The sequence below is a fragment of the Methylobacterium sp. J-072 genome, from assembly GCF_022829425.1.
Classification (GTDB): domain Bacteria; phylum Pseudomonadota; class Alphaproteobacteria; order Rhizobiales; family Beijerinckiaceae; genus Methylobacterium.
Genome location: NZ_JAKSYK010000123.1, coordinates 1 through 17,640, shown reverse-complemented (window position 1 = coordinate 17,640; position 17,640 = coordinate 1). Strand labels below are relative to the sequence as shown.

Below are 17,640 nucleotides of genomic sequence, written 5' to 3'. Positions count from 1 at the left end.
GACCGAAAAACACAGTCGAACCCCGGGAACATCGACTTAGGATCAGTCCATACCTTGCCGCCGAATTGTTCTTGGCTGCAAGCAACGACAACCCGCTGCCAGGGGCGGCCTCGCGCCTGACTTACTCCGCCGCGATTGAGGCCTCGGCGACATCGACCTGAAGGATGTCGTTGAAGCGATTGAAGGCGCCACAAAGCGCAATCCGCCATGTCAGCTCGACGAGTTGCGGCTCACTGAAATGCTGCCGGATGCGGGTGAAGATCTCGTCTCGCGTCCGGCTCCAATTGTTCGTGACTGCGATGCTGTACTCCACCACGAGCTTGTCGACATCGTCGAGCTCGGGGTGGTCCCCGTAGTCGAGGAGGCGCTCCGCACCGGCCTCTGTCACGCCCTGCACCGCGAGCTTCGGCGCGTGATGAGCGACACAGTACTCGCATTTGTTGAGGAGCGAGACGGTCACGATTGCGAGTTCGAGATAGCGCTTCGGCAACACCGCCTCGTCGGAGAGCTGGGTGAGCATCGCCCAGGTGTGCTGGAAGATCGGCAGGCGCTGCGCCATCACGCCGGCTTGGTCCGCGAACTCGCCGTAGCTCGTCATCTTGTCCCAAAGCGGGTGCAGCACGGCCGGGAGGTCGTCGAGGGTCTTCATCGTCACGCGGGCCATCAGGATCGCTCCTTCGTCGGGGATATCAGGCGGTACTCACGCACGAAGCCGTTCGGCTTAAAGATCAGAATCGTGACCAGGGCGACCCCAACCAGGAAGAGGCGCAAGGCCGCCAGTTGGGCGCCATCCAGCAGGCCGAATGCGTCGATGAGAAAGCGGCTCCCTTCGAGGAGCAGGACCACGGTGAAGCCCGCGAGTAGGACGCCGGTGTTGCTGCCGCGCCCCCCGATGATCACCGCCATAAAGGCGTAGGCCGTGATCACCGGGCCGAACTGGGTCGGGTCGATGTAGGTGTAGTTGAACGCGTGCAGGCTGCCCGCGATGCCGAGCGCCGCGCCGCCGAGGCCGAAAGCCCGCAGGCGCAGCCACAGCACGTTCTTGCCGAGCGCCTCGGCGACCATCGGGTCCTCCCGGGTGGCCCGAAGCGTCCGGCCGAAGGGCGACCGGGCCAGGATCTCGAACACGGTATAGACGATGGCGAGGCAGACGACGGCGAAGGCGAGGAACACCGCGTCGGCCGCCGAGGGTGGGACCCAGCCGGCGAAAGGGCGCATGATACCCGGCACGCCGAGCGTCCCGCGGGTGAGCCACTCCTCGTAGCTGATGAACAGCCGCAGGCTCTCCGCGAAGCCGAGGGACACGATGGCGAGGTAGTCGTCGGACAGCCTGATCGAGATCAGGCTGACGGTCGCGCTGGCGAGCCCGGTCACGAGGATGGCGGCCGCCATGGCGAGGAGCGGCGGCCAGCCCGCGACGTTCAAGAGCCCGCAGGTGTAGGCGCCGAGCATGACGAAGCCGAACAGGCCGAAATTGACCAAGCCGCCCAGGCCCCATTGCAAGTTGAGGGCGAGGCCCGCGATCGTGCTGATGGCAACCAGCGCCAGGGTGGCGATGAGGTAGGCGGTCATCGCGTCAGCCACCTTGCGCCGAACAGCCCGGACGGGCGGACGAGGAGGATCACGGCCATCACCAGGAACGCCACAATGTTGCGGTATTGCGGGGCGAGCACGGTGGTGGCGAGCTCCTCGGCCACCCCGAGCACCAGAGCGCCCGCAACCGCCGCCATCGGGCTTGCGAGGCCCCCCAGGATCGCCGCGGTGAACACCGGTAGGGTGTAGGTCCAGCCCATCTGCGGATCGAGGGTCGCGTCGAGACCGATCAGCACCCCGGCGAGAGCCGCGAGCGCGCCGGACAGCGCCCAGACCACCGTCACGACGCCCCGCCGCCCGATGCCCCGCACGGCGGCGAGGTCCGGGTTATCGGCCACGGCCCGCATGGCGCGACCGATCCGGGTGAAGCGGAACAGCACCCAGATGCCCGCGAGGACCGCCACGACGGCGAAGAGGGTGGTGATCTGCTCGAAATTGATGCGCAGGCCGAACAGGCGAAGCGGCCGGGCGAGCGCCACCGCGTAGCCCCGGGGGGAGTTGCCGGCGATGAACCGGACGACGTTCTCTAGCGCCAGCGCGACGCCGATGGAAGCGACGAGTAGCGTGACCCCCGAGCACCCACGAAGGCGCTCGTAGACGAGTTCGTTGACGCCGACCGCGACCAGCGCCCCGGCGGCCATCCCGCCCAATGTCGCCAGCGGAAGCGGCCAGCCGGCGAGGGTGTTGAACCCGAACGCGGCGTAGGCCCCCACCGTCAGCATGGCGCCGATGGCGTAGTTCGCGAAGCGGAGCACGCTGAATGTTAGGGCGAGGGCGAGGGCGGGAAGCGCGATCAGGAGGCCGGTGACGAGGCCGTTGAAGACAAGCTGGATCATGGGGTCGCCTCGGCCCCGAGGTAGAGCCGGCGCATCTCCGGGTCGGCCAGCAGCGCCTGCGCCGGGGCACGGGCCCGAACCTGACCGGCGACGAGCACCAGACCGTCCTCGACCGCGCCGAGGCCGAGGCGGGTGTTCTGCTCGATCATGAAGACGGCGACGCCCGACTCGACGATCCGCGCAATCGCGGCGAACAAAAGCCCGGCGTTGCGAGGCGACAGCCCGGCTGAGGGCTCGTCGAGGGCGAGCAGGGCGGGCGCGGGCATGAGGGCGGCGGCCATCGCCACCATCTGGCGCTGCCCGCCACTGAGATGGCCCGCCAGCGTCCCGAGCCTGTCCGCCAGTTCGGGGAAGAGGTCCAGCATGGCCTCCAGCCGGCCAGCGAAACCGCTGGGCTGCCGCGACGGGATGAATTCGAAGCCGAGCTTCAGGTTCTCGCGCACGCTCCTGTTGCGGAAGACGTTGGCCTCCTGAGGCACGTAGCCGACACCGCGCCGGGCGCGGGCGGGGGCGCCGAGCCCTGTCACATCCTCGCCGAGGAGCCGGATGCGGCCCCGCGAAGGGCGGATGAGGCCGACGACGACCTTCATCAGAGTTGACTTGCCGGACCCGTTTGGCCCGACGACGGTGAGGCTGCCGCGGTCCCCTACCGTGAGGTCGACCCCGTGGAGGATGCTGCGGGCCCCATAGCCGGCTTCGATGCCCTGGACGTCGAGGGCGCTCACGCCGCGCCCCCGAGATAAGCCTGCGCTACCGCGTCGTCCGCCGCGATCTCGGCGAAGCGCCCCTGGCGGAGCACCCGGCCCTCGGCCAGCACGTAGATCGGGTCGCACAGGGCGGCGATGAGATCCATGTTGTGCTCCACGATCGCGAAGGTCAGCCCCTCGTCGCGCAGCAGGCGGATGAAGTCCGCGATCTCGCCGACGAGGACCGGGTTGACCCCCGCGGCCGGCTCGTCAAGCAGCACCACGCGCGGCTCCAGCATCAGCGCACGGCAGAGTTCGAGGAGCTTCTTCTGGCCGCCGGAGAGGGCGTCGGCCGGCTGGTCGGCAAGTCGGCGCAGGCCGACCCGAGCGAGGAGCGCGTCCGCCCGCACCAGGGCCGCCTCCTCGGCGCGCCGGACGAGGCCGGGGCGGGCGAACACGTTCCAGATCGCCTCCCCCGGCTGACGGGGCGCGGCGAGGAGCAGGTTCTCCAGCACCGTGAGGCCGCCGAGTTCCCGGGAGATCTGGAAGGTCCGCGTCAGGCCGAGGCGCGCCCGGCGGTGGGCGGGCATCCGCGTCACGGGGCGGCCCAGCAGCCGCACGGCACCCACCTGGGGCCGCCGCCGGCCGGCGAGCACGTCGAACAGCGTGGACTTGCCCGCGCCGTTCGGTCCGACGAGGCCGGTGATCGACCCCGCCCGGACCGCGAGGTCCACTCCGTCGAGCGCCGTGAAGCCACCGAAGCGGACGCCGACGCCGACAGCCTCCAGCAATGCCGTCGGCGCTTCGCTCACCGCGTCGTGCCGACGCGGCGGCTCACGCCGTCACTGACGCGGAAATGGCCGTAGTCGAGGTCGGTCTGGTCGCCGTTCGGCGTGAACTTGAAGTCGGCGGCGGCGCCGCTGTAGCGGAACGGCTTACCGTTGCGGGCCAGCTTCAGGGCCTCCGCCGGATCGGATACGTTCGGGCCCGGCTCGTTGGCGACCGAGGCGATGACCTTGATGAAGTCGGCCGCCTTGTCGCTCTTGGCCTTCTCTATCGCGAGGGCGAGGACGACGACCTCGTCGAAGACGTTCGCACCGAAGGGCACGATGGTCCCCTCCGGCTGGTTCGTGGCCTTGAGGTAGATCTTGTAGGCACCGGCATCGCCGACCGGCACCGCTTGGACGTGGTTCACGCCCTCGGCCGCCTCCTTGCCGACGTTGCGCACGAAGGCGCCCTGGCTGTCGGCGGCATGGCTGAAGGTGTAGAGCTTGCTCGTGTAACCCGAACGGAACGCCTCCTTCACGACGGCGCTGAACTCCGGAATGTAGCTGGCCACGAAGACCGCATCCGGCTCCTTGGCGAAGACCTTCTCAACCTCCGTGCGGTAGGAGGGTTGGTTCGGGTTGAAACTGACCACGTCGAGGATTCTACCCCCGTCTGCCTTGAAGGCGTCGACGAAGGGCTGGACGGTCGAGAGTGTGAAGGGCGTCTGCAGCACAAGGAGCGAGGCCGTCTTGGCCCCGTCTTTCCTGACCACGTGGGCGAACGCCGTACCCCAGGCCTTGCCGGTGGTCTGGAACCGCCAGACGAGTCCCTTGGTGTCGCCCTGCGTGATCTCGTCGGCGGAGCCGTTGACGAGGAGCGCGATGCCCTTCTCGATCGCCACCGGCCGGACGGCCAGCGCCACCGCGCTGCTCCACACCCCGGCGATGGCCGAGACGCCATCGACGTCGATCAGCTTGCGCGCCACCGCGACGCCCGAGGTCGGGACGCTCTCGTCGTCGGCGACGACGAGTTCGAGTTTATGGCCGAGCACGCCGCCCGCCGCGTTCACGACGTCCAAAGCCGCGCGGGCGCCGCGCTCCTCCTCTCGGCCATAGGGACCGCCGGTGCCCGAGAGCGGGGCGAGCAGGCCGATCCGCGTCGTCGCGTCGGCCGCCATCGCGATTTCGGGGACGGTGGCGCTCAACGCCAGGCCAAGGGCCGCGAGAAGGCGAAGGGTGCAGAGGCGCACGGTCGATCCCCGATGGCTGGAAGGGCGCGCGGTCACACGGGCGACGACGCGTCCAGAGGCCTCCCGCCGGACCGATTCCCCCGGGCGTGACGGCGAGGCTTGACGGTTCGAGCCATACTGTCGTCCCCCAGACCGGTCAATCGGATCGTTCTTTTTTCCGAACGAAATTTGACTTGGGCGGGCAAGGGGGTTCAAACAAAGGGGTACGCCGGATCAAGAGGACGGACGGAAGCGGATGACCTCGCAACGTGAAGTTCGCCTCAACACCTTCCAGATGGCGGCTCCGTCCCACAACTGGGCAGGCTTGTGGCGCCATCCCCGAGACGATCAGTCCTCGTACAACCGGCTTCAGTATTGGACCGACCTCGCCCAGACAGCAGAGCGCGGATTCCTCGACGGTATCTTCATCGCCGACGTCTTCGGAATCTACGACGTCTACGGTGGAAACCCGGAGGCGGCGCTGCGGGCGGGGGCGCAGGCCCCCAGCGCGGACCCGGTGCTCGCCGTCTCGGCCATGGCGCACGTGACCCGCCATATCGGGTTCGGCGTCACGGCGAACCTCACCTACGAGCACCCGTTCCAGTTCGCCCGTCGGTTCGGCACCCTCGACCATCTCACGGACGGCCGCGTCGGCTGGAACATCGTCACGGGCTACCTCGACAGCGGCGCTCGGGGCATGGGCTTCGCGACCTCGCGCGCTCATGACGAGCGATACGAGGCGGCCGAGGACTTCATGGCCGCCGTGTACAAGCTGTGGGAGGGGTCGTGGGAGGACGGCGCCGTCGTCCGCGATCGAGAGGCCGGAATCTTCTCCCACCCCGATAGGGTGCATCGCATCCGGCACGACGGGCCCTACTACAAGGTGGACGGGCGGCATCTCGCCGAGCCGTCCCCGCAGCGCACGCCGGTGCTCTATCAGGCGGGGACCTCATCGCGGGGCTCCAGCTTCGCCGGGCGCCACGCGGAATGCGTCTTCCTCAACGGGCCGAACAAGGCGGCCGCCGCCAAGGCCGTCCGGGGCGTGCGCGAGGCGGCGGGGGCGGCCGGGCGCGACCCCCACGACATCCTCACCTTCCTCGGCGCCACGCTGATCGTCGCCCCAACGGCGGCGGAGGCCCGGGACCTGCGCGACGAGTACCGCGGCTACCTCGACACCGCCGGCCAGCTCGCGCTGGTGTCCGGCTGGACGGGGATCGATCTCGCCGCCCTTGGGTTGGACGATCCCCTGCCATTCGTCAAAACGAACGCTATCCAGTCGACGGTGAAGCATCTCGCCGGCGACGCCGCCCAGCCGACGCGGGTGCGTGATCTCCTCGATTTCACCCCCGCCGGGGCGCGGGCCCCCGTGATCGTCGGCTCTCCGGTCGAGGTCGTGGACGAACTCCTCGCCTGGGTGGCGGAGACCGACGTCGACGGGTTCAACCTCGTGCGCACTGTTATGCCGGAGTCCCTCGACGCAATCGTCGATCTTGTCGTCCCCGAGTTGCAGAACCGGGGCGTCTTCAAGGCCGCCTATGGCGAGGGCACTCTGCGGGAGAAGCTCTTTCCCGGCCGGTCGCCGTGGCTGGGCCCGACGCATGAGGGGGCCCGCTATCGTAGGGGCGCCCGGTGACGGCGCGGTGGTGGCGCGGCCTCACGCCCGCGCGCGCCAAGCCGCATCGCGGTCCTTGGTGAAGGCTGAGGTGACGCCGGAGGCGGCCTGCCGGTCGACGTCGAGATGCGGCAGGATCAGCTCGCCGAACCGGTAGGCCTCCTCCAGGAGCGGCATTCCCGACACGATCAGCACGTCGTTGCCGGCATCCCGATAATCCTGGATGCGGGACAGGACCTGTTTCGCGCTGCCGACGAGGGCGGTGCCTGGGCCGTGCCTGACTAGGCCGATGGCCGACCAAAGGTTCGGGGCGATCTCGAGGTCGCGCAGGTCCTTCGGCTTGCGCCCGCCATGGAGCGCGGACATGCGCTGCTGGCCGATGGAGTCGATGCCGGCGACATAGGCCTGCGCGCCGGCCACCGCCGCCTCGTCCATGTGATCGTAAAGGTCTTGGGCCGCCGCCCAGGCCGCCTCCTCGGTCTCGCGCACGATGACGTAGAGGCGGATGCCGAAGCGGATCTTGTCCTCGCGTCCGTATTGCCGGGCCAGCGTCCTGACCTCGCGGATCTTGGCCTCGGACTGATCAGGTGTCTCGCCCCAGGAGAGGTAGGTGTCGATGTGCTTGGCCGCGACCTCGTGGGCGGCGGGGGAGGATCCGCCGAACCAGAGGGGGATGCGCGCCTGCGTCGGCGGCACGGGGATGCCGGCCTCCACCACGTGGATGTACCGGCCCTTGAACGTCACGGTCTCTCCGCGCAGCAATCCGGTGAGAACGGTGAGGAACTCGTCGGTGTAGGCGTAGCGCTCGTCGTGGCTGAGATGGACGCCGTGTTGCGCCATCAGCTTGGCGTCGCCGTTGACGATGTTCACCCGCAGCCGGCCCTTCGAGAACTGATCGAAGGTCGTGATCATCTTAGCGAGCAACGTCGGCGAGATCATCGGCGGGTGCGCGGCGATGAGGTGTTGAAACTGGTCGGTGTAGGGGATCAGCGAGGCCCCCTGGATCCAGGCGTCGTGGGAGCCGGTCGCCAGCAGCGCCCCCGTGTAGCCGAGGTGATCGACCGCCCGGGCGAGCTGCTGAAAGTAGGCGTAGTTCAGCGCTCGCGCGCCGTCCGGCCGCCAGGGATAGCGGCCGTCGGGGCCGGTCAGATACCAGAGAACTTCCATGGGGGCGTTTCCTGCTCCGGGGGGATCGGCGGCAGCCGTCAGGCCGCGGGGGCATGGCTTGGATCGACGGTGTCGGTCACGTCGAGACGGTGGGGGATCAGACCGAACCGGGCGAAGAGGTCGGCGTGGGCCTGCTGCTCGGCCAGGAAATCCGGGCCGGGCGCGGCGAGGCCCCAGGGGCGCCCGGTCAGCGCGGGGAGCCATTGCGCCGCCGAGTGGCCGTTGACGCCGTCGAGGAGGCGGGCGGCCTCCTCGGGGTCCGCCCGCGTGGCCGCGTCGGAGGCGATCAGAGCCTCGCTCAGCGTCCGCACGGCCTCGCGCCGCGTGCGCAGAATCTCGGTCGCCCCCCAAAAGACCGTGCGATTGGAAAAAAACTCGCCGGGCTTCGCCAGGATGCGGACCGGCCGGGCCGCCGCGATCTGCGAGTACAGCGGCTCGGTGGCGACGATCGCATCCAGATATCCGGCGAGGAAGGCGTCCTTGGCGGTCGCCGGCAGGATCTCGGCCGCCCGCACATCGCGCCACGCGAGGCCCGCCGCATCGAGTTCCGCCGCAAGGAACTGCGTGTGCCACGACACCGGCATCAGCCCGATGCCCCGACCCTTGAGGTCAGCGAGGGATGTGATCGCCGAGTCTTCGGCGACCAGCAGGCCGCCGCGCTCCGGGCGCGGCTCACCCACGGCGAAGACGGCCGTCGAGAGGCCGGCGGCCTTCGCCAGGATCGGCGGCGTCGCACCGGTTCCGGCCAGATGCAGCACTCCGGCCTGAATCAGGGGAATGGTCTGGGATCCTGCGCCATAGACGAAGAAGGTGAGCCCCCTCTCGCGCAACGCCGCCACCGCAGCCTGCCGGCGCGCCAGGATCGACAAAGAAGGGTTCTGCGGGTGGGCGCCGACGACGACCGTCATGGATGCCTCCGGTCGGGCATGGGGGGATGGAAAGGGGGGCGTCCGGGCCAGGCGATCCTCATGCGGCCTGCTCTTCCAGCGGCTTCGCGCCGAGATAGGCGTCGACGACGGCCGGCGAGGAAGCCAGCTCGGCGGAGGTCCCCTCCAGCACGATCCGTCCCCTTTCGAGAACGTAGCCGCGAGAGGCCAGGGCGAGCGCCTTGCGCGCGTTCTGTTCGACGAGCAGCACGGAGATTCCCCGGCCGTGGAGGTCGCCGAGCAGCGCGAAGATCTCCGAGACGATCAGCGGCGCCAGCCCCATGGACGGCTCGTCCAGGAGGAGAACCCGAGGCCCCGCCATCAGCGCGCGGCCGATCGCGAGCATCTGCTGCTCGCCGCCGGACAACAGGCCCGCCGCCTGGCGGCGGCGCTCCTTCAACCGGGGGAACCGCCCATAGACCGCCGCCAGGGTCTCGCGCGCGCCGCCGCCCCGTCGCCCGTAGGCGCCGACCAGCAGATTCTCCTCGACGCTCAGGGGCGCGACGACCTGACGACCCTCGGGGACGAGGGAGAGACCGGCCCGGACGATTCGTTCCGTCGCCAGCCCCCCGATGGGCTTCCCGTCGAGGAGGATGCGGCCGGAAACGGGCCGGAGCAGGCCGGCGACGGTGTTGAGGAGGGTGGTCTTCCCCGCCCCGTTGCTGCCGACCACCGCGACGATTTCCCCGGGCCGCAGGGCCAGAGAGATCCCGTGAAGGACCGGTGGGCCGCCATAGCCCGCCGACAGGGACTGAATCTCAAGCATCCTCGGCCCCGAGATAGGCCTCGATGACCAGGGGGTCGTGCCGCACGGCGGCCGGGGGGCCGGAGGCGATCGCGCGGCCCTGATTCAGGACATGGAGGTGGTCGCAGACGCCCATGACGAGATCCATGTCGTGTTCCACGAGAACGGTCGTGATGCCATCGGCTCGGAAGCCCGCGATCAGGGCGTGCAGGGCCCGCTTCTCGGTGGCGTTCATGCCCGCGGCCGGCTCGTCGAGGAGGAGGAGGCGCGGCCGTGTGGCGAGCGCCCGGGCGATCTCGACCCGGCGGCGGTCGCCATAGGAGAGGTCCCCCGCCGGCCGGTCGGCGGCCCCGTCGAGGCCTGTCCGCTCCAGCAGAGAGACCGCTTGCCGGCGGCGCTCCCCCTCGATGTGGGAGAGGCGCGGCAGGCGCAGGAGGGTGTCGGCGAGGCTCGCCTCCGGCTCGTGCAGCGCCAGGGCGACGTTCTCCGCAGCCGTCAGTTGCGGGACGAGGCGGATGTGCTGGAACGTCCGGGCGATCCCGAGTCGGGCGAGGCGGTGTACCGGGCGCCCCTGGACGGGCCGCCCCTCGAACAGGATTTCGCCGCCGCTCGGCGCATCGACACCGCTGACGAGGTTCATCAGGGTCGTCTTGCCGGAGCCGTTGGGCCCGATCACCCCGACGATGGCCCCAGCCGGGACCGCGAAGGAGACGTTGGCCAGCGCCGCCACGCCTCCGAACCGCCGGGAGACGCCCCGGATAGCGAGGAGCGCGTCCATCAGGCGAGCCTCCCGCGCCGGAGGAGGAGGCGGGGCAGGGAGGCGATCCCGGTCGGCAGGAATAGGACCGCGAGCAACGTCACCGCGCCGATGAGGATCTCGCGCAGCTGGGCCGAGAAGCGCAGCACCTCCGGCAGGACGGTCAGGATCGCGGCGCCGACGACCGCCCCGAACAGGTTCCAGACCCCGCCGAGGACGGGGGCGATCACGGCATCCATGGAGCGCAGGAATCCGAAATCGCTGGGGGCGACGAACAGGTTTAGATGCGCGGCTAGCGCCCCGCCGAGCCCGGCGATGGCCCCCGATGCCGTAAACAGGCCAAGCTGGAGGCGGGCGACGTCGTGTCCCGCAGCTGCGACGGCGAGCTCATCCTCCGCGATGGCGCGCATCCTGTCACCGAGGCTCGAGCGGCGCAGCGCCCAGACGAGGTAGATCGCCAGCGCGAGGAGCGCCAGGAGCTGCCAAGTCTGCGTGTATTTCGGGATGCCGAAGACTCCGAGCGCCCCACCCGTCACCGGATCGGCGTTTAAGGCCAGGATGCGGACGACCTCCGTGAAGGCGAGGGTCGCCATGGCGAAGTAATCGCCGCGCAGGCGCAGGACGAGGGTGCCGAGCCCGGCGGCGGCCAGCGCCCCCGCACCGGTGGCTGCGAGCAGGGCCGGGCCGAAGGGCCAGCCCTCTCGCATGGTCAGCCAGATCGACAGATAGGCGCCGATCGCCATGAGTCCGCCGGTCGCCAGCGAGAGGAGGTTGACCCGCAACAGGAGGAGGCAGCTGAAGGCTAGGACGGCGTTCAGCAGGCAGAGGTCGATGACGTTCTCGTAGGCCGCGTACAGGTCGCTCATGCCCGCTTCGCCTCCCGGGTGGCGAAGAGACCCGTGGGCCGCGTGAGGAGGATGAGGAGGACGAGGCCGAAGCCGACGGCGTCCCGAAAGCCCGACCCGACGGCCACGACGCTGCCAACCTCCACGAGCCCGAGGAGGAGACCGCCGACGAGGGCTCCCGCCACGTTGCCGAGGCCACCGAGGATCAGGACAGTCAAACCCTTCAGCAGGATCGTGTCGCCCATGAAGGGAGAGACCGACTGGAACAGAAGCGACCACAGCACGCCGGCCCCTCCAGCGAGGGTGCCCGAGAGGAAGAAGGTCGCCCCCCGCACCCGGGCGACAGGCGCGCCGACGAGCCGTGCGACGGTCTCGCTGAAGGCGACCGTGCGGATCGCCCGGCCGAAATTGGTGAACTTGAGGAGGAGCCCCAACGCCAGAACCATCGCCAGCGCGACACCGAGGGCGACGACCTGAAGGCCCTGGATACGGGCCTCGCCGACCACGAGGGTCGCATCGACGAGGGTGGCGTCGGGGTAGCGGATGACCTGCGTCCCGAACACCTCCTGCGCCGCCCCGATCAGGATCCGGGCGAAGGCGAGGCTGGCGACCATGCCCATCCAGCGATGCGCGCCGCGCCGCTGCAGGGGGCGGAACACCAGCCATTCCGTGACGACGCCGAGGAGGCCCGCCGCCATCACCGCCACCGTCATGGCGGCCGGCAGGGGCAGCTGCAGGGTACGGACCATCTCCAGGCCCACATAGGCGCCCCACATGAAGACGGCGCCCTGCGACAGGTTCAGCACGTTGAGGACACCGAACACGAGGGTGAAGCCCACGGCGAACACGGCATAGACAGCCCCGAGCGAGAGACCGTTGATCAATTGCTGAAGGATCATGATGCCGGTCAGACCGCCGGCGCGGCGGCGAAGACCTTGGCCTGCCCGTCGCCGATCAAAACCTTCGGCGTGACGGTGGCATCCCGTTCCGGCGACCAGCCGAACCTGCCGAGCACCCCCTCGAAGTCGGTGATGCCGGCGAGCTTGTCGCGGATGGCGCGGCTGTCGGTGGCGGTCCCCGCCCGGCGGATGGCCTCGGCGATCAGGTAGGCGGCGTCGTAGCCTTGCGCGGCGTAGATGTCCGGCGTGGTGCCGTAGCGCTTGCGGTAAGCCTCGACGAAAGCCTTGCTGCGGGGTGTGTCGTACCCGGCGAACCACGACGCTCCGACGAGGATGCCGTCGGCCGCCGGTCCCGCCAGCTCGAACAGCTTCGCGGAAATGTTGGCGTTGCAGCCGATGAAGACGGTCTTCGGGTCGAGGTTCAGTTGCCTCGCCTGCTGCAGGATCGCCGCTCCCTCCTCGGCCAGGGCGCCAAGGATGATCGCGTCCGGCTTCTGCGCCTTGATCTTCGTCAGCTGCGCCGAGAAATCCACGTCGCCGCGCTGGTAGGTTTCGATGCCGACCGACTCTAGCCCGAGGGCGTCGACCGCTTTCTTCTGGACGTCGTGCGCGCTGCGCGTCAGGGCATCGTCGATCCCGTAGATGAGGGCGACGCGCTTCACCCCGTGCTTCCTCACCCCGTAGGCGAGGACGGTGGGAAACACCTGATCCTCAGGCACGCTGGTGCGGAAGATGAAGTCGCCGATCTTGGTGAGGTTGGGTGCCGTGTTGGAGCTGGCGATGACCGGGATGCCAGCCTGCTGGGCCAAGGGATCCGCGGCGAAGGCCGAGTTCGACAGGGTGGGGCCGAGGATCGCCACCACCTTGTCCTGCCGGATCAGGCGCTGGAAGATGTTCACGGTCTGCCCACGGTCGGCACCGTCGTCCGCGTGGAACGCCTGCAACGCGATGTCGCCCAGCGTCCTGGCCTTAGTGATCTCGTTGAAGGCGAGTTCGATCGCCTGCTTCTGCTCCGTGCCGTAAAGCGCCGCCGACCCCCCCGTTGTTGATTGGACGAGCCCGATCCGGGCGACCTTACTGGTCTGGCCCAGGCCCGACCGAGGGAGCAGGGTCGCCACCGCCGAAAGGGCGAGCACTCTCCGGCGAGAGAGGCGGAGATCAGGCATCGAGACACTCCGTCGGCAACAGGCATTCTCGTCCCCCCCGGGCCAGGAAGGTGGAATGACTGTCGCTGCGTTTGCAAGGTCTGGTGACGATAGAAGTCATTCTATCTCTGGAGCATCAATTCGAATGAGTGAATAAATGCATACGTAATTCTTCATCATGCCAGCGCCTGCGTCAACAAAAGCGCGCCGCAAATTTCCGCGGCTTTCGAGGCTTTGCATCCAAATTTCAATCAGAGAATAGAATTTACTTTCGAGACGTGTGACCTGAACGAACCTCTCATCGGGGTGCTCGGCCTTTTTGCTGGTGTCCGGATCGACGATTCGGCGATTCGGTCGGTATGATGGCCGCGATGAACCGGCCCATCGCATCGCGCGATGCGGTTGGCATGGCCGATGCCACCGGCCCACAACGCACCCCACACGCGCGTCCCCGTGCCAGTTGACGAGAACGACATGGCTCCGACGATCGAGACGGTGACACTCCAGACAGACGTGCTCGTCGTCGGCTCGGGGGCCGCCGGTATGGCCTCCGCCCTGGCCGCGGCGGAGGACGGCGCCCGCGTGATCCTTGCGGACCGCAGCCTGATCGGGCGCAGCGGCGCCGCCATCATGGCGCAGATGACGGTCGCGGCCTCCCTGGGTTCGGAGGGGACCGACGACTGGACCCATCACCTCGCCGACACGCTCACCGCCGGGCGGGGCCTTTGCGACGCCCCCCTCGCTCGCCTCGTCTGCGAGCGCGGGCCCGCCGAGATCCGGCAACTGGATGCCTAGAAGGTCTGCTGGGCCCGGGACCCGGACGGGCGCATCCGGCAGGCGCAGGCGCAGGCGCAGGCGCAGGCGCCGGGCCACGATCGCCCACGCTGCGTCTACGTCGACTTTCTCTCCACCGGCCCCGCCGTCGCCAAGACCCTGCGCACACGCGTGCTGCGGCAGGCCGGCATCACCCGGATCGGCGACTTCTGCATCACGGATCTCTCCTCAGGCGACGGCGGCGTGAGGGGCGCGGTCGGCTTCTCCATCGCGGACGGGCGCGGCGTCGTCGTCGAGACGGGGACGACGGCCGATGTGTTCCGCGCGCCCCGCCCCCCCCTACACCCGCGCCCTACTCGATGCCGTCCCCGGCCGGGGGCGGGCTGCGGGCGAGGCCGGTGCATCGACTACAGCCGCCCCGGCCTCCTGAACCCGCCGCTTGAAACCGGAGACCCCATGTCACTCGTGCTCGACCACATCGTGATCGCGGTTCGCGACCTCGACGACGCCGCCGCGGACTACGCGGCGCTCGGCTTCACGGTCGTGCGCGGCGGCGCGCACGCCAACGGCATCACCCATAACGTCCTCGTCATCTTCGAGGATGGCGCCTACCTGGAATTGATTGCCTGGAAGCGGCCCGACCCCGGCAACCGCTGGTGGGACGTCTACGAACGAGCCGGCGAAGGGCTCATCGATTTTGCTCTGCTCCCCGACGAGATCGAGGCGGTCGTTGCCGGCGCGCAGGCACGGGGCCTCGACATCCAGAACCCGATCCCCGGCGGGCGCAACCGCCCGGACGGCGCCCGCCTGGAGTGGCGCACCGCACGCTCGCCGCGGCCCGACGTCCCGTTCCTCTGCGGCGACGTCACGCCCCGATCGCTGCGTGTGCAGGAAGGGGCGGTCCGCCGGCACGGCAACGGGGTGGTCGGCGTTGCCACACTCACGGTCGTCGTCGCTGACCTGGAGGCTTCCGTGCGCCGCAACGCCGCCCTCCTCGGCTTCTCGCCTCCCACGATCCAGGCGGAGGACGTAGCCGGCGCGCCGGCCCGCAGCGCGACATTGACGCTGGCCAACGGCACGGCCGTGACCTGGGCGAGCCCAGCAGCGTCGGAGGGGCCCCTGGCGGCATCGCTGGCGGCACGCGGAGAGGGTCCGTTCTCGGCGAGCTTGCGGGCGGCGCATCCGGTCGGGGCCCTCGACACATCCCGATCGCACGGCGCGCCCTTGTCGATCACGTTGTGACCGAGCGCCGTTGTAACCATGCCGCGTAGACTGCACCGCAACTCGATGCAATGGCCTAAAGCCCCAATCACTATGAACGATGTCCGCTTATGGGGATGACTGCGGTTGTCTTGAATGACGGCAATGGGCGCGTTTCGGACTCTCAATGACCTGACGGCGCTTTGACGCACGGCTGCGCATGTCGAGCGCGTGTCCCACCGGCTACATCGCATCCAACCCCTCTCTACCTGCGCCTGGGCCCCGGGCAGGCCCACCGCCGCCGCCACACCGCCGCGGGCCCACCGGCCCACCCCAGCCCTCCGCTACCGCCGGCCTCCCCACCGCTTGGCCATGCTCCGTCGGCGTCGGCCCTACGCCGCCACCTGTTCATCCCTCCGCCCGTCCCGGGAATCCCGTATCGGCCGCACACCCGCGGCCGACACGAGGCAATTCGACATGGACATCAATATCCCCCTGCCGCCGCCAACCGATGCTGGTAGCCTTAATGAGACCGGCGACATCCTCGCCGCCCACAACACCCTCGACCCGTCTGGCCTCGGCGCACCCCCTTCCCACTTGCCGCTCATCCCCGAGGTTGCCCGCCGCCGTCACCACGTGTTCGTCCCCGCCGACCACCGCTTCAAGGCAGCGGCCCGCTTCCTCCAAGCCCTCTGGCGCGAGGACCGTGACCTGCCAATCGGCACCCATCTCGATCGCGCCAACCCCCACCGCGTCCGCCGCCTCGGCTCGCGCATATCGATCGCAGCCGGCCGCACCGGCGCCAACTTCATGACGCCCTCCATCGCCGCGGTGGCCGCCAGGGCGCTGGCCTACCGCGAACCTGGCGCCGCCTACGACATCGGCCGCCTGCGCACGAACCTGCTGTCTTCGCAGCCGCTCGCCTTCAATCTGTTCGGTCCACTCGCCGCCGACCCCGCGCTAGCTACCCGCTTCATGGCAGAGCTATTCCCCGACGCACTGGCAGAGGTCACAGACATCCTGTTCGAGCACAGCCCTGGCCGCGGCGACGCACGCTTTACCGCCGACCGCACCGCGTTCGACGTCGTCGTTCGCGGCACCGCCCCGTCCGGCGCCCGGGCGCTCATCTGCATCGAGATGAAGTACAGCGAAGCCGGATATGAACCTGCCCCACCGCCCAACCCGCGGCACACGGAGATCGCGCATACGACCCCGGGCCTGTTCATCGCGCCCAACGACCCGACCCTGACCGGCCCAGCCTGCCAGCAACTCTATCGCCAGCACTGCCTCGCAACCGCCATGCTTACCGCCGGCCTCGCTGACACGGCCACGCTTGCCTTCATCGCCCCCGCGCACAATCAACTCGCACACGGCGCCGCGGCAACTTACAACCGTCACCTCACGGACCCGGCCGCCGGCTCGATCCCGTTCATCCCGCTCACACTGGAACACGCGTTCACCGCGCTGGCAGCGGCTGGCATGCCTGTACAAGCCGCGACGCTTCATCGACGCTACACCGATTGGTGGCTGCTCGACGGCGAGCTCGAACTCGCGATGGGAGCCGCCGCATTCGTACCCGCTGTTGAGGCATTGGCAGCGCCCACGCACATGCCGACCGTCGACACCACCAGCGCGAGCAAGCCGATCAACCGTTCACGATCGCAGCGCACTCGGCCCGCGACCCGGGCCCGCGCTGCTGCGTGATTGCAGAATAAACAATGCACGACACAAGCCGGCGGCAATCACATGCTGCCGGTTCGAACCCGTTTCTGACGCAAACTCACACCGCCGCGGACGCGTGAGCCACACCGGCTCACCCACCCAGGCACATCTCTGATTCTGCCCGGTTCGTGCGCCGTGCAAGTGTTTGAAACTTGAGAGGTTCGAGTGGCCCGGTTCTGTACACATGCGGCCTTATCCGCGACCGGCGAGCTGTAGCTCAGCCCCGCCGTAACAACCGCCCATTTCGCAACGACACCATCGCCGCCGCCGGCAGCCGCCTGATCCGCGTTCAGGTGACGACAGCTAGGCCAATCCAAGCTTCCCATGCGCCTCGGCGGGCGTCATCTGCCGTATGGATTCTTCGGAAATGCCAAGCTCACGAAGCGCCACTCGCTGACGGTTCGTAATCATCAGCGACACCGCAGGAGACGTTACAGACGCGGTGCCCATAGCGTTCAGCTCGGCGTCCTCGGCGCGCCCGACCGGGTCGAGGAACGCTCCCTCTTCCGCAGCCAGATTGAGGACCAACCGAAGATAGTCGTCAGTTCCCGCCATTCACGACCCTCATTGCTCCTATGCCGACCTGAGGCGTGCGGGTGGCCGCCCACCGCTTATGACGGGCGCCTCGCCTACGTGCAGGTCCGCCACGGGGCGACGACCTACACGGTCAAGACCGTGCCGGCCTCCGGAGACCGGCCGGAAATCCGCTACACCGAGACAGGAGAGGCGAAGGGCGA

At 69.0% G+C, this 17,640-nt stretch carries 18 protein-coding genes; 4 read left to right on the top strand and 14 right to left on the bottom strand.

Annotation, left to right across the window (positions count from 1 at the left end; genetic code table 11):
* Positions 1-121: 121 nt before the first annotated feature.
* From MKK67_RS14320 to MKK67_RS14295, 6 genes are read right to left on the bottom strand one after another with little or no spacing between them, the layout of a single operon-like run.
* The gene (locus tag MKK67_RS14320; protein WP_243941750.1) at positions 122-664 is read right to left on the bottom strand and encodes a carboxymuconolactone decarboxylase family protein; all 543 of its coding nucleotides are present in this window, start codon (positions 662-664) and stop codon (positions 122-124) included.
* Entirely contained in the window at positions 664-1,572 is a 909-nt protein-coding gene (locus tag MKK67_RS14315) for a branched-chain amino acid ABC transporter permease (protein WP_243941748.1), read from the bottom strand. Before MKK67_RS14315 ends, MKK67_RS14320 begins: the two co-directional genes overlap by 1 nt.
* Positions 1,569-2,429 carry a branched-chain amino acid ABC transporter permease gene (locus MKK67_RS14310; protein ID WP_243941746.1) on the bottom strand — a complete coding sequence of 287 codons (861 nt, stop codon included), beginning with the start codon at positions 2,427-2,429 and terminating at the stop codon, positions 1,569-1,571. Before MKK67_RS14310 ends, MKK67_RS14315 begins: the two co-directional genes overlap by 4 nt.
* Complete coding sequence (locus MKK67_RS14305) at positions 2,426-3,154, bottom strand: ABC transporter ATP-binding protein (RefSeq protein ID WP_243965710.1); 729 nt, start codon at positions 3,152-3,154, stop codon at positions 2,426-2,428. Before MKK67_RS14305 ends, MKK67_RS14310 begins: the two co-directional genes overlap by 4 nt.
* The gene (locus MKK67_RS14300; RefSeq protein WP_243941742.1) at positions 3,151-3,927 is read right to left on the bottom strand and encodes an ABC transporter ATP-binding protein; all 777 of its coding nucleotides are present in this window, start codon (positions 3,925-3,927) and stop codon (positions 3,151-3,153) included. Before MKK67_RS14300 ends, MKK67_RS14305 begins: the two co-directional genes overlap by 4 nt.
* The gene (locus tag MKK67_RS14295) at positions 3,924-5,132 is read right to left on the bottom strand and encodes an ABC transporter substrate-binding protein (protein ID WP_243965709.1); all 1,209 of its coding nucleotides are present in this window, start codon (positions 5,130-5,132) and stop codon (positions 3,924-3,926) included. The genes MKK67_RS14300 and MKK67_RS14295 overlap by 4 nt, the downstream gene beginning before the upstream one ends.
* Before the next feature lie 235 nt (positions 5,133-5,367).
* Here MKK67_RS14295 and MKK67_RS14290 point away from each other — a divergent pair, with 235 nt between their 5' ends.
* Positions 5,368-6,744: an LLM class flavin-dependent oxidoreductase gene (locus tag MKK67_RS14290; protein WP_243941738.1), complete on the top strand. Its 1,377-nt coding sequence runs from the start codon at positions 5,368-5,370 to the stop codon at positions 6,742-6,744.
* Between the two features lie 21 nt (positions 6,745-6,765).
* Here MKK67_RS14290 and MKK67_RS14285 read toward each other — a convergent pair whose 3' ends face one another.
* Genes MKK67_RS14285 through MKK67_RS14255 form a run of 7 tightly spaced genes read right to left on the bottom strand, consistent with a single transcriptional unit; the run spans position 6,766 to position 13,228 of the window.
* Positions 6,766-7,890 carry an LLM class flavin-dependent oxidoreductase gene (locus MKK67_RS14285; RefSeq protein ID WP_243941736.1) on the bottom strand — a complete coding sequence of 375 codons (1,125 nt, stop codon included), beginning with the start codon at positions 7,888-7,890 and terminating at the stop codon, positions 6,766-6,768.
* 38 nt (positions 7,891-7,928) lie between these two features.
* The gene (locus tag MKK67_RS14280; protein ID WP_243941734.1) at positions 7,929-8,798 is read right to left on the bottom strand and encodes an ABC transporter substrate-binding protein; all 870 of its coding nucleotides are present in this window, start codon (positions 8,796-8,798) and stop codon (positions 7,929-7,931) included.
* 58 nt (positions 8,799-8,856) lie between these two features.
* Positions 8,857-9,582: an ABC transporter ATP-binding protein gene (locus MKK67_RS14275; protein ID WP_243941731.1), complete on the bottom strand. Its 726-nt coding sequence runs from the start codon at positions 9,580-9,582 to the stop codon at positions 8,857-8,859.
* Positions 9,575-10,339: an ABC transporter ATP-binding protein gene (locus MKK67_RS14270; protein WP_243941729.1), complete on the bottom strand. Its 765-nt coding sequence runs from the start codon at positions 10,337-10,339 to the stop codon at positions 9,575-9,577. The genes MKK67_RS14275 and MKK67_RS14270 overlap by 8 nt, the downstream gene beginning before the upstream one ends.
* Positions 10,339-11,184 carry a branched-chain amino acid ABC transporter permease gene (locus tag MKK67_RS14265; RefSeq protein WP_243965708.1) on the bottom strand — a complete coding sequence of 282 codons (846 nt, stop codon included), beginning with the start codon at positions 11,182-11,184 and terminating at the stop codon, positions 10,339-10,341. Before MKK67_RS14265 ends, MKK67_RS14270 begins: the two co-directional genes overlap by 1 nt.
* Entirely contained in the window at positions 11,181-12,062 is an 882-nt protein-coding gene (locus MKK67_RS14260) for a branched-chain amino acid ABC transporter permease (protein ID WP_243941724.1), read from the bottom strand. The genes MKK67_RS14265 and MKK67_RS14260 overlap by 4 nt, the downstream gene beginning before the upstream one ends.
* Positions 12,063-12,070: 8 nt before the next feature.
* Positions 12,071-13,228 (bottom strand): ABC transporter substrate-binding protein, encoded by a 1,158-nt coding sequence (locus MKK67_RS14255; RefSeq protein ID WP_243965707.1) that lies wholly within the window; start codon positions 13,226-13,228, stop codon positions 12,071-12,073.
* 453 nt (positions 13,229-13,681) lie between these two features.
* Here MKK67_RS14255 and MKK67_RS14250 point away from each other — a divergent pair, with 453 nt between their 5' ends.
* The 3 genes from MKK67_RS14250 to MKK67_RS14240 all read left to right on the top strand — a co-directional run bounded on the left by MKK67_RS14250 (position 13,682) and on the right by MKK67_RS14240 (position 16,885).
* Positions 13,682-14,002, top strand: coding sequence for an FAD-dependent oxidoreductase (locus MKK67_RS14250; protein WP_243941720.1), 321 nt, complete (start codon positions 13,682-13,684; stop codon positions 14,000-14,002).
* Between the two features lie 435 nt (positions 14,003-14,437).
* On the top strand, positions 14,438-15,223 hold the full coding sequence (locus tag MKK67_RS14245; protein WP_243941718.1) for a VOC family protein: 786 nt from the start codon (positions 14,438-14,440) through the stop codon (positions 15,221-15,223).
* A 435-nt stretch (positions 15,224-15,658) separates the two neighbouring features.
* A complete protein-coding gene (locus tag MKK67_RS14240) occupies positions 15,659-16,885 on the top strand; it encodes a PGN_0703 family putative restriction endonuclease (protein WP_243965705.1) in 1,227 nt (408 codons plus the stop codon).
* A 321-nt stretch (positions 16,886-17,206) separates the two neighbouring features.
* Here the strand turns inward: MKK67_RS14240 and MKK67_RS14235 are convergent, their stop codons facing one another.
* Positions 17,207-17,458 (bottom strand): hypothetical protein, encoded by a 252-nt coding sequence (locus MKK67_RS14235; RefSeq protein WP_243965703.1) that lies wholly within the window; start codon positions 17,456-17,458, stop codon positions 17,207-17,209.
* Positions 17,459-17,640: the final 182 nt, after the last annotated feature.